This is a genomic window from Nonomuraea sp. B19D2 (genome assembly GCF_040137845.1).
In the GTDB taxonomy this organism is placed as follows: Bacteria; Actinomycetota; Actinomycetes; order Streptosporangiales; family Streptosporangiaceae; genus Nonomuraea.
Genome location: NZ_JBEFAK010000060.1, coordinates 1 through 12,914, shown reverse-complemented (window position 1 = coordinate 12,914; position 12,914 = coordinate 1). Strand labels below are relative to the sequence as shown.

Below are 12,914 nucleotides of genomic sequence, written 5' to 3'. Positions count from 1 at the left end.
GCCGCCGGCGTACATGCCTTCGATTTTGGATGCCTTCAGTCCGCTAAGCCGGAAATTGATACGAACAGAACTGCTCGCAGTCAGTTCCGGCCTGAGGCTTAGGTCAATTCTTGCATACGGCACCCGCGCCCGTGCGACTTTCCTCGTCGATCGGCTCGCATCCGCGACGCTCCAGCCGGCTTTGTCGGTGCTGCCTGAGATCTACTTCGGCCGGTTAGTCCGGGTTGAGCTTACCTGAAGCGAGCAAGCGAGCGCTAAGGCGCCCTTTTTGGCATACATATGCGAATGGCCGAAAACTCTCTTGGCATCAATAACTCGACCGCGCCCCCTCCCGATCAGGAGGGGGCGCGGTCGAGTTATCAGTACGTGGCCTTATGGGCGGGAAGCGCGGTTGACCGCCGAGATGATGGCCTTGAGTGAGGCCGTCGTGGTGTTGGCGTCGACGCCGACGCCCCACAGCACCTGCCCGTCGACCTCACACTCCAGGTAAGAGGCCGCCTTGGCGTCGGTGCCCGCGCTCATCGCGTGCTCCACGTAGTCGAGGACGCGCACCCGGATGCCGACCCCCGCGATGGCGTCGATGAAGGCCGAGATGGGGCCGTTGCCCGTGCCCGCGATCTCGCGGATCTCCCCGTCCAGCCGTACGTCGGCGCCGATGCGGTCCTTGTCGTCCACCGTGGACTCGTGGCGGTGGGCCATGAGGCTGAGGCGGCCCCAGCGGTTGGCGGGGTTGGGGAGGTATTCGTCGCGGAAGATCTCATACATCGCGGCCGGGCTGATCTCGCCGCCCTCGCTGTCGGTGCGGGCCTGCACCACCTTGGAGAACTCGATCTGCAGCCGCCGCGGCAGGTCGAGCTGGTGGTCGGCCTTCATGATGTACGCGACGCCGCCCTTGCCCGACTGGCTGTTGACGCGGATGACCGCCTCGTACGTGCGGCCGATGTCCTTGGGGTCGATCGGGAGGTACGGCACCGCCCAGGTGAACTCGTCCACCGGCACGCCCGCCGCGGCCGCGTCGCGCTCGAGGTGCTCGAAGCCCTTCTTGATGGCGTCCTGGTGGGAGCCGGAGAAGGCGGTGTAGACCAGCTCGCCGCCCCACGGGTGGCGCGGGTGCACGGGCAGCTGGTTGCAGTATTCGGTGATGCGACGGATCTCGTCGATGTCACTGAAGTCGATCTCGGGGTCGATGCCCTGGGAGAACAGGTTCATGCCCAGGGTGACCAGGCAGACGTTGCCGGTGCGCTCGCCGTTGCCGAACAGGCAGCCCTCGATGCGGTCGGCGCCCGCCATGTAGCCCAGCTCGGCGGCGGCCACGGCGCTGCCGCGGTCGTTGTGCGGGTGGAGGGACAGGACGATCGAGTCACGGCGCTTGAGGTGGCGGTGCATCCACTCGATCTGGTCGGCGTAGATGTTGGGGGTGGCCATCTCGACCGTGGCGGGCAGGTTGATGATGACCTTGCGGTCGGGGGTGGGCTGCCACACGTCGTTGACCGCGTCGCACACCTCGACGGCGTATTCGAGCTCGGTGCCGGTGAACGACTCGGGAGAGTACTGGAAGTAGACGTCGACGTCGGTCGCTTCGGCGAGCTTCTTGACCAGCTTGGCACCCTCGACGGCGATCGCGGTGATGCCGTCCTTGTCCAGGCCGAACACGACGCGGCGCTGGAGGGTGGAGGTCGAGTTGTACAGGTGAACGATGGCCTGCTTGGCGCCCTCGATGGCCTCGAAGGTGCGCTCGATCAGCTCCGGCCTGGCCTGGGTCAGCACCTGGATGACCACGTCGTCGGGGATGCGGTCCTCTTCGATGATCTGCCGGATGAAGTCGAAGTCGGTCTGCGAGGCCGCCGGGAAGCCGACCTCGATCTCCTTGTAGCCCATGCGTACGAGCAGCTCGAACATCTGGAGCTTGCGATGGGAGTCCATCGGGTCGATCAGGGCCTGGTTGCCGTCGCGTAGGTCGACCGCGCACCAGCGGGGCGCCTTGGTGATGACCTGGTCGGGCCAGGTGCGGTCGGTCAGGCGTACGGGCTGATAGGGCTCATAGCGATGGATCGGCATAGGGCTGGGCTGCTGAGCGGTCATGTCTGCTGGCTCCTCGTCGGTCGGATGAAAGCGGCCGACGCGCATGACTGGCCCCGCGGCGAGGGAGCCGGCCTAGAGGCCCCCGCCGCGGCAGCTAAGAAGCAGCCCACGCAGCATGCCATGCACGCTACCAGACGTCTCGGGATGCGCCGTCCCGAATCTCAAATCGTGGAACGCAGTTAGTCCGCGATCAGCGTGCGGTGGGTCCAGGCATGAACCCCACGCCAGGGTGGGAGGCCCGACAAGACCAGTAACTAGAGTTGGGGCATGCGGGACGACGAGATTCTCACCAAGATCAGTGCTCTGGTCACCGAGGAGCACGAGCTACGCGACAAGCTCGGCAAGGGCGAGGTGACCACGGACGAGGAACAGGAGCGCATCAAGCAGCTGGAGTTCGCGCTCGACCAGTGCTGGGACCTGCTCAGGCAGCGCCGGGCCAGGCGCAGCGCCGGTGAGGATCCCGACCACGCCGCCGCCCGCCCGGCCAACGAGGTGGACAACTACCGCCAGTAAATTCGCTCGCCCGGCCGTTCGCACGTGCGGTTTGCTGGGCACATGCGCATCCAGCCGATTGACCTCGACCGGCCGGGAAACCTGGTCACAGGCCTGCACGACGCGTACCTGGCGGGCTACGCCGACGTTCCGGGCCCGACGATCTCGCTCGCCCGCTTCCGCCACGAGGTCGCCACGCACACACCGGGCGAACGGGCCGAGCTGTGGGTGGTCGTCGAGGACGGAAAGGTCGTCGGCGGCTACGGGCTGTCGCTGCCCCAGCTCGACAACACCCACATGGGCTGGCTCTTCCCCCTCCTGGTGCGCCCCGAGCGGCGCGGCCGGGGGCTCGGCGCGGCGCTGTTCGAGCACGCGCTGGACCGGTTGCGTGCCCAGGGCAGGACCCTGCTCCTCACGGAGACGCCCACCACCGGCGTGGGCGCCCGCTTCGCGCTCGCCCATGGCATGACGGTCTCCCTGGTGGAGGCCCGCCGCACGCTCGATCTCCGCAAGGCCGACTGGGACGCGCTGGAACGCATGCTTCCCCGCGTCGAGGGCTACCACCTCGAACGCTGGACCGGACCGGCCGCACCCGAGCTGATCCCCGACCTCGCGGCCCTGATGAACGGCATGAACGACGCCCCGCGCGACGTGGACGTCGAGGACGAGGACTTCAACCTCGACCGCATCCGCCACCGCGAGGAGAGCATCCCGCTCCGCGGCCAGACCGCCTACACGATGATCGCCCGCCGCGACTCCGACGGGGCTCCCGCCGGATACACGCGCATCTACCTCGAGGCCGACCGCTCCACCGGCTGGGGCAACCAGGCGGACACGACGGTGCTGGCCGAGCACCGGGGCCACCGCCTGGGCCTGCTGCTCAAGCTCGCCAACCTGCTCTGGCTCCACGAGCACGAGCCCCACCTGGAGCGGATCATCACCTGGAACGCCACCTCCAACGCCCACATGCTCGCCATCAACGAGGCCATGGGCTTCGAGCTCTTCGACGAGTGGAACGAGTGGCGGCTGGCGCTATAGGGAGCTGTAGAGGGCGCTGTAGGCCGCTACAAGGGCGCTGTAGGGCCCTATAGGCCGAAGGTTGCGTGCATGTTAAGCGGACGTTAGATATGGGCCTACAACCCTTGTCCGAACATCCTTCTGCGGAGAGGCTCTGGCCTGCACCTACTCCCCCCAGGAGGTTCCACCATGAGCAAGGCACGCGTGCCCTGGAAAGCAGTGATCGGCGGATCGGTCGGCAATCTGGTCGAGTGGTATGACTGGTTCGTCTACTCCAGCTTCGCCATCTATTTCGCCGCGTCCTTCTTCCCTGAGGGCAATGACACGGCGAAGTTGCTCAACACGGCGGCCATCTTCGCCGTCGGTTTCTTCATGCGCCCGCTCGGCGGCTGGCTGCTCGGCCGGTACGCCGACAGGAAGGGCCGCAAGGCGGCACTGACGCTCACCGTCACGCTCATGTCGGCCAGCGCCCTGCTGATCGCCATCGCGCCGACGTACGAAGCGGTCGGCTACTTCGGCGCCGTGGTGCTGGTTGTGGCCCGCCTCCTGCAGGGCCTTTCGGTCGGCGGCGAGTACGCGGCCAGCGCCACGTACCTCACCGAGGCCACCCCGCGCGGCCGCCGCGGCTTCGCCTCGAGCTTCCAGTACGTCTCCATGACCGCCGGCCAGCTCGTCGGCCTCGGCCTGCAGATCATCCTGCAGAACACGATGTCCAAGGAGGCCCTCAGCTCCTACGGCTGGCGCATCCCGTTCGTGGTCGGCGCCCTGGCCGCCGCGGTCGTGTTCTACCTGCGCCGCAACCTCCTGGAGACCGAGGCGTACGACGAGGAGGAGCGCGACGTCAAGCCGAACAGCCGCGGCACGATCAAGGCGCTGCTCGCCCACAAGAAGGAAGCGCTGCTGGTCATCGCCCTGACGATGGGTGGCACGGTCGCGTACTACACCTACACGACGTACCTCACCAAGTACCTCAGCCTCACCGCCGGTCTGCCCAAGGAGACGGCCACGCTGGTGAGCTTCTGCGCGCTGTTCATCTTCATGTGCCTGCAGCCGCTGGCCGGGGCGTTGTCGGACCGGATCGGGCGCAGGCCGCTGCTGATCACGTTCGGCATCGGGTCGACGCTGGGCACGGTGCCGCTGATGACGGCGCTCGGCGGGGTCCAGGGGTTCGGCGGCGGGCTCGTGCTCTCGTTGTGCGGCCTGATCATCATCACCGGCTACACCTCGATCAACGCCGTGGTGAAGGCCGAGCTCTTCCCGACGAACGTGCGTGCCCTCGGCGTCGCGCTCCCCTACGCCATCGCGAACGCCATGTTCGGCGGCACCGCCGAGTACGTGGCGCTGTGGTTCAAGGACAACAAGATCGAGTCCGGTTTCTTCTGGTACGTCGCCGGCTGCGCCGCCGTGTCGCTCGTCGTCTACCTCACCATGCGCGAGACGAGGGACGCCGCCCTCACACGCGCCGAGCAGGCAACGAAGGATTCGGTCCCGGCGCGCGTCTAACCTGGCCGTATGCGAGTTCTCTTAGTCGAGGACGATGATCGGCTCGCGTCCGCGCTCACCACGGCCCTCGCCCGGCACGGCCACCAGGTCACCCGGGCGGGCCTGGCCGTCGACGCCCTCCGCCTGGCGGGGGGCGTCGACTTCGTGCTGCTCGACCTGGGCCTGCCCGACATGGACGGGCTCGACGTGCTGCGCCGCCTGCGCCGGGTGTCGGCGGTGCCGCTCATCGTGGTCACGGCCCGTACGGAGGAGCGCGAGGTGCTGCGCGGGCTGCGCTCGGGCGCCGACGACTACCTGGTCAAGCCGTTCCGCACCATCGAGCTGATGGCCCGCATGGAGGCGGTGGTGCGCCGCGGCACCCGGCCGCGGCCGGCCCGCGACGACGTGGTGAGCGTCGGCGACGTCCGCATCGACCTGGAGTCCAGGCAGGTCACGGTGGCCGGGGAGCCGGTGACGCTGACCAGGCGCGAGTTCGACGTGCTGGCGCTGCTGGCGCGCGAGCCCGGCGTGGTGCGCGGCAGGGAGGAGATCCTCGACGAGGTCTGGGGCGACCCACTGCTGTCGGCGTCCCGGTCGCTGGACGTGCACGTGGCCAACCTGCGCTCGAAGACCGGCCGTCCCGGCCTGGTGGAGACGCTGCGCGGCACCGGCTACCGGCTGGGCTCGACGGCGTGAACTCCCGCCTGGTGGTCACGTTCACCACGCTGATCGTCTTCCTCATCGCGGGGCTGGCCGTGCCGCTCGGCTTCGCCTACGCCTCCCACCGCACGAACCGCCTCCTCCTCGACCGCCGCGCCGACGCCACGCGCTTCGCCGAGCTGGCCGACCAGGCGGCCAGGGAGGACGACCGTGCCGGGCTGATCGCCGAGATCAACCGCTACGCCGAGCTGTACGGCGCCGCGATACGCGTACGCGACCGCGACGGCTCGATCCTCGCCACCGCGGGCCGGTTCGACGCCGACGACCAGGACGCGACCCGGCTCGCGCTGTCCGGCCGCACCACCGAGGACCTGCCCACGATCAGCCCGTTCGGCCCGGCCACGGTGCTGCTGGCCGAGCCCGCGGGACGGGACGCCCAGCTGTCCGGAGTGGTGCTGCTCGAGGCCCCCACCGGCCGGGCCAGGCTGGACGTGTCGCTGGTGTGGGGCGCGCTGGCGCTCGGCGCGCTGGTGGCCCTGGCGTACTCCGCGCTGGCGGCCAGGCAGCTGGCCCGCTGGATCCTGCGGCCCGTCACCGAGCTCGACCGCACCACGCAGGCCATCGCGCACGGCAGGCTCGACGCCCGTGCGCACCCCGGCGCCGGGCCCTCCGAGCTGCGACGGCTGGAGGAGCGCTTCAACGCGATGGCCGACGCGGTCTCCAGCGCGATGGAGCGGCAGCGGGCGTTCGTGGCGGACGCCTCCCACGAGCTGCGCACCCCGCTCACCGTGCTCGGGCTGCGGCTGGAGAACCTCGAGCCGCATCTGAAGGGCGAGGGCGCGGCCGAGTTCGACGAGGCGATGGCGGAGCTGGACCGGCTGGCGCTGCTGGTTGAGGACCTGCTGGCGCTGGCCAGGGTGGAGGCGGGCGCGGTGGTCGAGGGCAAGGAGATCCCGCTCGCGCCGCGGCTGGGGACCTGGCGGGAGGTGTACGCGGCCAAGGGCGTGCGGCTCGTGGCCGACATCTCCGAAACGGAGGTCGTTCCGGAGGCCGCGGCCAGGATCGCGGACATCGCGCTCGACAACGCCCAGAAGTTCGTGCCCGAGGGCGGCACGGTCACGGTCACCCTGGACGACGGCGTGCTGCGGGTGGCCGACGACGGGCCGGGGCTGAGCGAGGAGGAGCGCGCGGAGGCGCTGGGACGGTTCTGGCGGTCCGGTGCGCACGCGAACGTGCCGGGCAGCGGCCTGGGCCTGGCCATCGCCGCCGAGCTGGCCAGGACGTGCGGGGCGACGCTGGCGCTGCTGCCCGCCGTGCCGCGCGGCCTGGTCGTGGAGCTGCGCCTGAAGGCTCAGCCGTAGGCGTACCGGTAGTAGCGGGCGGCGCCCGGGTGGAGCGGGACGACGCCGGTGCCGATGGCGTAGCGCATGTCCAGCCGCCCGCCCGGCGCCGACGGAGCCTGCAGGCGGTCGCGGGCGCTGAAGAGAGTCTCTGTGATCATGTACGCCAGATCGTCCGGCAGCGTGGTCCGGCACATCAGGTAGCTGGGGGTGCCGACGGTCGGCACCGGCTTCCCGCTGCCGTACACACCGGGGGGCACCAGCGCGTGCTCGTAGAGCGGGCCGAACCGGCGGCGCAGCACCGGCACCAGCGGATCGAGCGGCACGAGCTCGATGTCCCCGAACGAGACCAGGACAGGTGTGGGCACCCCGCCGGACCAGAAGAACGCCTCGATCTCGCCGTCGCGCAAAGCATTGACCGACTCGTCCAGGCCCAGCCTGCTGATCTCGGCGGGCTCGGCCAGCTCGGCCACGGCCAGCACCCGGGTGGCGGTCACCGCCGTGCCCGAGCCCTCCAGCCCGATGGAGACCGCCCGCCCCGCCAGGTCCTTGAGCGCCGCGATGCCGGAGCCTCGGCGCACCACCAGGTGGGCGTAGTTCATGTACACCCTGGCCAGCGCGGACACCGGCTGGCGACGCACCCTGACGGCGTCGTCGGCGCTGTCGGCCAGCGCGAACGCCACGTCGGCCCGCCCGTCGGTCATCATCGTCAGGTTCTGCACACTGGCCGCGGTCTTCATCACCCGCACCATGAGCCCGTCGCGCCGCAGCTCCCCCGCCAGCCCGTCGCCGAGCTGCTCGTAGATCCCGCCGGTCACGCCGGTCGCCAGCCGCAGCTCGGGCCACTTGCCGCCGGAGGCCGAGCATCCGGCGGCCAGCGCGGGGAGCCCGAGGAAGGCGCGGCGGGATATCGACATGAATTCACGTTATCTGGTCCACCAGAATGGACTCTGTGAGCGAACTGGACGCACGCCTGCGCATCGCCTCGGACCTGACGATGTTCCTGCCAGTGAGCCGGCGGCAGGAATGGCAGCAGGTGACGCCGGACGGCACCTCCACGCTGGGCCACCACGTCGAGTCGCTCGGCATCCCGCTGACCGAGGTGGGGCCGATGCTCGTGGACGGCCATGGAGTGCCGCCCTCGTACCAGCTCGTGCCCGGTGACGTGGTGGAGGTGCACCCGATCCCCCGCCCGCAGCCGCTGCCGGGCGAGCCGCGCTTCCTGCTCGACGTGCACCTGGGCACGCTGGCGCGGCGGCTGCGGCTGCTCGGCATCGACGCGGCCTACCACAACGACATGGACGACCCGGCGCTGGTGGTGCAGGCCAACGAGGAGCGCCGGGTGCTGCTCACGCAGGACCGCGGCCTGCTGCGCCGCCGCGCGCTGTGGCTGGGCGCGTACGTGCGCGGCTCCCGCCCCGCCGACCAGCTCCGCGACCTGCTCGAGCGCTTCACCCCGCCGCTGCGCCCGTGGACGCGGTGCACGGCGTGCAACGGCGAGCTGGAGCCGGTCGCCAAGCAGGAGGTGGCGCCGCTGCTGGAGGCTGGCACGGAGCGCAACTACGACGCGTACGGGCGGTGCGGCGAGTGCGGCCAGGTCTACTGGCGCGGCGCGCACAGCGACCACCTGGAGGAGATCGTCAGGTCGGCGCGCGCCTGGTCGGCCTAGCAGCTCCTCGGCGGCGCCCATGCGTACGACATGCCTGCAATATGGCGATTGAGAAGCAGCACGAAACCAACACGACATCCCTCGGCAACAGCCACGAAACCGCCGGTTCCTATGGTCCGGCCATGCGGCTTACCTCACACGAGCAGGAACGGCTGCTCATTCACGTCGCCGCCGGGGTGGCGCGCGAGCGGCAGGCCAGGGGCCTGCGCCTGAACCATCCCGAGGCTACCGCCATCATCGCGTCGTTCCTCATGGAGGGGGCCAGGGACGGGCGCACCGTGGCCGAGCTGATGGAGGCCGGCCGGTCGGTGCTCGGCCGGGCCGACGTCATGGAAGGCGTTCCCGAGATGCTGGAGAGCGTGCAGATCGAGGCGACGTTCCCCGACGGCACGAAGCTGGTCACCGTACACAGGCCGATCCCATGATCCCGGGCGAGTACGTGCACCCCGAGGGCGCTCTCGCGCTCAATCCCGGGCGCGAGCGGGTGACCGTGCGGGTGGTCAACACGGTCGACCGGCCGGTGCAGGTGGGCTCCCACTACCACTTCGCGGCCGCCAACCCGGGGCTGGAGTTCGACAGGCAGGCGGCCTGGGGCAGGCGGCTCGACGTGCCGGCCGGGACGGCGATCAGGTTCGAGCCGGGCGTCGAGCGCGACGTGACGCTGGTGCCGCTGGCCGGCAACCGGGTGGTCCCGGGGCTGCGGCCGGAGTGGGCGGGGCCGCTAGATGGCTGAGATCTCGCGCGCCCGCTACGCGGCACTGTACGGGCCCACGGTCGGCGACCGGATCCGGCTGGCCGACACCGACCTGTTCATCGAGGTCACCGAGGACCTGTCGATCGGGCCCTCAGGACCCGGCGACGAGGCCGTCTTCGGCGGCGGCAAGGTGATCCGCGAATCCATGGGGCAGGCGCGGGCCACCCGGGCGGAGGGCGCGGCCGACCTGGTCATCACCGGCGTGGTGATCCTCGACCACTGGGGCGTGGTCAAGGCCGACGTCGGCATCCGCGACGGCCGCATCCATGCCATCGGCAAGGCCGGGAACCCCGACACGATGGACGGCGTCGATCTGGTCATCGGGCCGTCCACGGAGGTCCTCGCGGGCAACGGCAAGATCCTCACCGCCGGGGCCGTCGACTCGCACGTCCATCTGATCTGTCCGCAGCTCCTCGACGAGGCGATCGGGTCCGGTGTCACCACGATCGTCGGGGGCGGCACCGGACCCGTCGAGGGCACGAAGGCGACGACCGTCACCGGGACCTGGTACCTGGGCCGGATGCTGGAGTCGCTGGACGCGTACCCGCTGAACTTCGCGCTGCTCGGCAAGGGCAACACCGTCTCGTCCGAGGGCCTGATGGAGCAGCTCAGGGCGGGCGCATCGGGCTTCAAGCTGCACGAGGACTGGGGCTCGACGCCGGCCGCCATCGACGCGTGCCTGAGCGTGGCGGACGCGGCCGGGGTGCAGGTGACGCTCCACACGGACACGCTGAACGAGGCGGGGTTCGTGGAGTCGACGCTGAAGGCCATCGGGGACCGGACGATCCACGCCTACCACACCGAGGGGGCCGGTGGCGGGCACGCGCCGGACATCATCCGCGTCGCCGCCTACGCCAACGTCCTGCCCTCCTCCACCAACCCCACGCGGCCGCACACCGTCAACACGCTCGACGAGCACCTCGACATGCTCATGGTGTGCCACCACCTCAACCCGTCGATCCCGGAGGACCTGGCGTTCGCCGAGTCCCGCATCAGGCCCACCACCATGGCCGCCGAGGACGTGCTGCACGATCTGGGGGCGATCTCGATGATCGGCTCGGACTCGCAGGCGATGGGGCGGATCGGGGAGACGATCATCCGTACATGGCAGACGGCGCACGTCATGAAGGGCCGTCGCGGCTCTCTCGGCGGGCCTGCAGATAATCTGCGCGCCCGCCGATATATCGCGAAATATACGATATGTCCGGCTATCGCCCACGGGCTGGACGGCGAGATCGGCTCCGTCGAGCGCGGCAAGCTCGCCGACCTCGTCCTCTGGGACCCGGCGTTCTTCGGGGTCAAGCCGGACCTGGTGCTCAAGGGCGGCGTGGTGGCCTGGGCGCAGATGGGCGACGCCAACGCCTCCATCCCGACGCCCCAGCCGGTGCTGCCCCGCCCCATGTTCGGTGCCTCACCGGTGACCGCCGCCGCCACCTCCCTGCACTTCGTCGCCCCGCTCGCGCTCGACTCCGGCCTCGCCGACGGCCTGTCCGTACGCCGCCGCCTGGCGCCGGTGGCGGACGTACGGCGGCGCGGCAAGTCATCGATGCCGCTCAACGACGCGATGCCCCGGATCGAGGTGGCTCCCGACACGTTCGAGGTACGCATCGACGGCGACCTCGTCGAGCCGGCGCCCGCCGCCAGCCTTCCGATGGCCCAGCGCTACTTCCTCTTCTGATGGCGATGAACCCGGCCCTGCTCCTCCTCGCCGACTCCCGCCTGCCGGCCGGCGGCCACGCCCACTCGGGCGGGGCCGAACGGGCCGTCACGGCGGGCGCGGTGCACGACGTGCCCTCGCTGGCCCGCTTCCTGCGGGGACGACTCCACACGGCGGGCACGGTCGCCGCCGCCCTGACCGCCGCCGCCTGCGCCCAGGCCGCCACCTCGCCGGCCGCCCTGCTCCCGCCCGCCGCGCCCTCAGCCGCCGAGTCGCCGTGGGTGCTGCTCGACGCCGAGGTCGATGCCAGAACCGCCGCACCCGCCCAGCGGGACGCGTCCAGGACGCAGGGCAGGCTCCTGCTGAGGGTCGCCCGCCGGGTGTGGCCGTCGCCGGTGCTGGACGAGCTTGCGCGGGACGTACCGAACCCCCATCATCCGATCGCCCTCGGAGTGGCGGCGCACGCGGCGGGCGCCACGCCGGAGGAGGCGGCCATGGCGGCGGCGTACCACGCGATCAGCGGGCCCGCGACGGCGGCCGTGCGGCTCCTCGGGCTCGATCCGGTGGCCGTGCACGGGCTACTGGCCGACCTCACCCCAGACCTGGCGGCCGTGGCCGCGGAGGCTCACTTCGCCGCCGCGAACGCGCACCCCCACGCTCCCCTCTGGGGGGAGCTGCCCGCGTACTCGTCCCCGGCCCTTGACCTCCTGGCCGAGCAGCATGCGCGGGCCGAGGTCAGGTTGTTCGTCTCATAAGGAAAGGGATCACGACATATGGGCGCCAATCATGATGACCAGCACCACGCCCCCGACGGCCGTGGCCGGGCGCTGCGGCTCGGCGTGGGCGGTCCGGTAGGCAGCGGCAAGACGGCCCTGGTGGCCGCGCTGTGCAGGACGCTGGGCCCGTCGCTGTCCCTGGGCGTGGTGACGAACGACATCTACACCACCGAGGACGCGGACTTCCTGCGCCGGGCGGGCGTGCTCGACCAGGAGCGCATCCTCGCCGTCGAGACCGGCTGCTGCCCCCACACCGCCATCCGCGACGACATCGCCGCGAACCTGGACGCCGTGGAGACCCTGGAGCACCGGTTCGGCCCGCTGGACCTGGTGATCGTGGAGAGCGGCGGTGACAACCTGACGGCCACGTTCAGCCGGGGGCTGGCCGACAGGCAGATCTTCGTGCTGGACGTGTCGGGCGGCGACAAGGTGCCGCGCAAGGGCGGCCCGGGCGTCACGACGGCGGACCTGCTGGTCGTCAACAAGACCGACCTCGCCCCGATGGTGGGCGCCGACCTGGACGTGATGGACCGCGACGCGGCGGCCGTGCGCGGTGACAGGCCGGTGCTGTTCACCTCGATCAGGCAGGACCCCACCGCCGCCACGGTCGCCGGCTGGGTCTCCGAACAGGTGAGCGCCTGGGCCCACACCCACGCGGCCCACGTCTCCTGATGTCCGGCCGTCGCGCGATGCGGGCCGGTGCCGCGGTGGCCACGGCCCTGTCCCCGGATGGCCGGACCCTCATCCACCGCCTGGCCTCGGCGCCCCCGCTGACGCTGCGCCAGACGGGCCCGTACACCGTGCACCTCGTCTCCACGGCGGCGGGCCCGCTCGGCGGCGACCGCCTCCACCTGGACCTCGACGTCGCCCCGCGCACCACCCTGGAGCTGGGCTCGGTCGCCGCCACCCTGGTCCTGCCGGGGGACAGCGAGTCCGAGATGCTGGTCACCGCCCGGGAGGGGGCGGGCGCCAGACTCCGCTTCAC

The 12,914-nt window shown here is 70.8% G+C and carries 14 protein-coding genes; 12 read left to right on the top strand and 2 right to left on the bottom strand.

Going from position 1 to position 12,914, the window contains the following annotated elements; all coding sequences use genetic code 11:
* Positions 1-372: 372 nt before the first annotated feature.
* Positions 373-2,082, bottom strand: coding sequence for a 2-isopropylmalate synthase (leuA, locus tag ABN273_RS52220; protein WP_349457189.1), 1,710 nt, complete (start codon positions 2,080-2,082; stop codon positions 373-375).
* A gap of 267 nt (positions 2,083-2,349) precedes the next feature.
* Here leuA and ABN273_RS52215 point away from each other — a divergent pair, with 267 nt between their 5' ends.
* The 5 genes from ABN273_RS52215 (at position 2,350) to ABN273_RS52195 (ending at position 7,094) form a co-directional block, all read left to right on the top strand.
* A complete protein-coding gene (locus ABN273_RS52215; RefSeq protein ID WP_349457188.1) occupies positions 2,350-2,595 on the top strand; it encodes a DUF2630 family protein in 246 nt (81 codons plus the stop codon).
* 42 nt (positions 2,596-2,637) lie between these two features.
* Positions 2,638-3,612, top strand: a complete 975-nt coding sequence (locus ABN273_RS52210; RefSeq protein ID WP_349457187.1) for a GNAT family N-acetyltransferase — start codon at positions 2,638-2,640, stop codon at positions 3,610-3,612.
* Positions 3,613-3,780: 168 nt separating this feature from the next.
* Entirely contained in the window at positions 3,781-5,094 is a 1,314-nt protein-coding gene (locus tag ABN273_RS52205) for an MFS transporter (protein WP_349457186.1), read from the top strand.
* Positions 5,095-5,103: 9 nt separating this feature from the next.
* On the top strand, positions 5,104-5,769 hold the full coding sequence (locus ABN273_RS52200) for a response regulator transcription factor (protein WP_349457185.1): 666 nt from the start codon (positions 5,104-5,106) through the stop codon (positions 5,767-5,769).
* Positions 5,766-7,094: a sensor histidine kinase gene (locus tag ABN273_RS52195; protein ID WP_349457184.1), complete on the top strand. Its 1,329-nt coding sequence runs from the start codon at positions 5,766-5,768 to the stop codon at positions 7,092-7,094. Before ABN273_RS52200 ends, ABN273_RS52195 begins: the two co-directional genes overlap by 4 nt.
* On the opposite strand, the gene ABN273_RS52190 is transcribed toward ABN273_RS52195, so the two are convergent.
* On the bottom strand, positions 7,085-7,990 hold the full coding sequence (locus ABN273_RS52190; protein WP_349457183.1) for a TAXI family TRAP transporter solute-binding subunit: 906 nt from the start codon (positions 7,988-7,990) through the stop codon (positions 7,085-7,087). The two genes, ABN273_RS52195 and ABN273_RS52190, sit on opposite strands and share 10 nt — an antisense overlap.
* A gap of 26 nt (positions 7,991-8,016) precedes the next feature.
* Between ABN273_RS52190 and ABN273_RS52185 the strand changes: the two genes are divergently transcribed.
* The 7 genes from ABN273_RS52185 to ABN273_RS52155 form a co-directional block, all read left to right on the top strand.
* Complete coding sequence (locus ABN273_RS52185; RefSeq protein WP_349457181.1) at positions 8,017-8,742, top strand: Mut7-C RNAse domain-containing protein; 726 nt, start codon at positions 8,017-8,019, stop codon at positions 8,740-8,742.
* Positions 8,743-8,864: 122 nt separating this feature from the next.
* Positions 8,865-9,167 carry an urease subunit gamma gene (locus ABN273_RS52180; RefSeq protein ID WP_127930875.1) on the top strand — a complete coding sequence of 101 codons (303 nt, stop codon included), beginning with the start codon at positions 8,865-8,867 and terminating at the stop codon, positions 9,165-9,167.
* Positions 9,164-9,475 carry an urease subunit beta gene (locus tag ABN273_RS52175; protein ID WP_349457180.1) on the top strand — a complete coding sequence of 104 codons (312 nt, stop codon included), beginning with the start codon at positions 9,164-9,166 and terminating at the stop codon, positions 9,473-9,475. Before ABN273_RS52180 ends, ABN273_RS52175 begins: the two co-directional genes overlap by 4 nt.
* Positions 9,468-11,174: an urease subunit alpha gene (locus ABN273_RS52170; RefSeq protein ID WP_349457179.1), complete on the top strand. Its 1,707-nt coding sequence runs from the start codon at positions 9,468-9,470 to the stop codon at positions 11,172-11,174. Before ABN273_RS52175 ends, ABN273_RS52170 begins: the two co-directional genes overlap by 8 nt.
* Positions 11,174-11,908 (top strand): urease accessory protein UreF, encoded by a 735-nt coding sequence (locus ABN273_RS52165; RefSeq protein WP_349457178.1) that lies wholly within the window; start codon positions 11,174-11,176, stop codon positions 11,906-11,908. The genes ABN273_RS52170 and ABN273_RS52165 overlap by 1 nt, the downstream gene beginning before the upstream one ends.
* 18 nt (positions 11,909-11,926) lie before the next feature.
* On the top strand, positions 11,927-12,601 hold the full coding sequence (gene ureG / locus ABN273_RS52160) for an urease accessory protein UreG (RefSeq protein WP_349457177.1): 675 nt from the start codon (positions 11,927-11,929) through the stop codon (positions 12,599-12,601).
* A partial coding sequence (locus ABN273_RS52155) for an urease accessory protein UreD (RefSeq protein WP_349457176.1) occupies positions 12,601-12,914 on the top strand: 314 nt, incomplete at its 3' end. The genes ureG and ABN273_RS52155, both read left to right, overlap by 1 nt.

Excerpts from the sequence above, each read along its gene's own strand:
- ureG (WP_349457177.1), top strand. The coding sequence starts at position 11,927 with ATGGGCGCCAATCATGATGACCAGCACCACGCCCCCGACGGCCGTGGC.
- ABN273_RS52190 (WP_349457183.1), bottom strand. The coding sequence starts at position 7,990 with ATGTCGATATCCCGCCGCGCCTTCCTCGGGCTCCCCGCGCTGGCCGCC.
- ABN273_RS52175 (WP_349457180.1), top strand. The coding sequence starts at position 9,164 with ATGATCCCGGGCGAGTACGTGCACCCCGAGGGCGCTCTCGCGCTCAAT.
- ABN273_RS52210 (WP_349457187.1), top strand. The coding sequence starts at position 2,638 with ATGCGCATCCAGCCGATTGACCTCGACCGGCCGGGAAACCTGGTCACA.
- ABN273_RS52200 (WP_349457185.1), top strand. The coding sequence starts at position 5,104 with ATGCGAGTTCTCTTAGTCGAGGACGATGATCGGCTCGCGTCCGCGCTC.
- ABN273_RS52180 (WP_127930875.1), top strand. The coding sequence starts at position 8,865 with ATGCGGCTTACCTCACACGAGCAGGAACGGCTGCTCATTCACGTCGCC.
- ABN273_RS52165 (WP_349457178.1), top strand. The coding sequence starts at position 11,174 with ATGGCGATGAACCCGGCCCTGCTCCTCCTCGCCGACTCCCGCCTGCCG.
- ABN273_RS52205 (WP_349457186.1), top strand. The coding sequence starts at position 3,781 with ATGAGCAAGGCACGCGTGCCCTGGAAAGCAGTGATCGGCGGATCGGTC.
- ABN273_RS52215 (WP_349457188.1), top strand. The coding sequence starts at position 2,350 with ATGCGGGACGACGAGATTCTCACCAAGATCAGTGCTCTGGTCACCGAG.
- leuA (WP_349457189.1), bottom strand. The coding sequence starts at position 2,082 with ATGACCGCTCAGCAGCCCAGCCCTATGCCGATCCATCGCTATGAGCCC.
- ABN273_RS52185 (WP_349457181.1), top strand. The coding sequence starts at position 8,017 with ATGGACTCTGTGAGCGAACTGGACGCACGCCTGCGCATCGCCTCGGAC.
- ABN273_RS52170 (WP_349457179.1), top strand. The coding sequence starts at position 9,468 with ATGGCTGAGATCTCGCGCGCCCGCTACGCGGCACTGTACGGGCCCACG.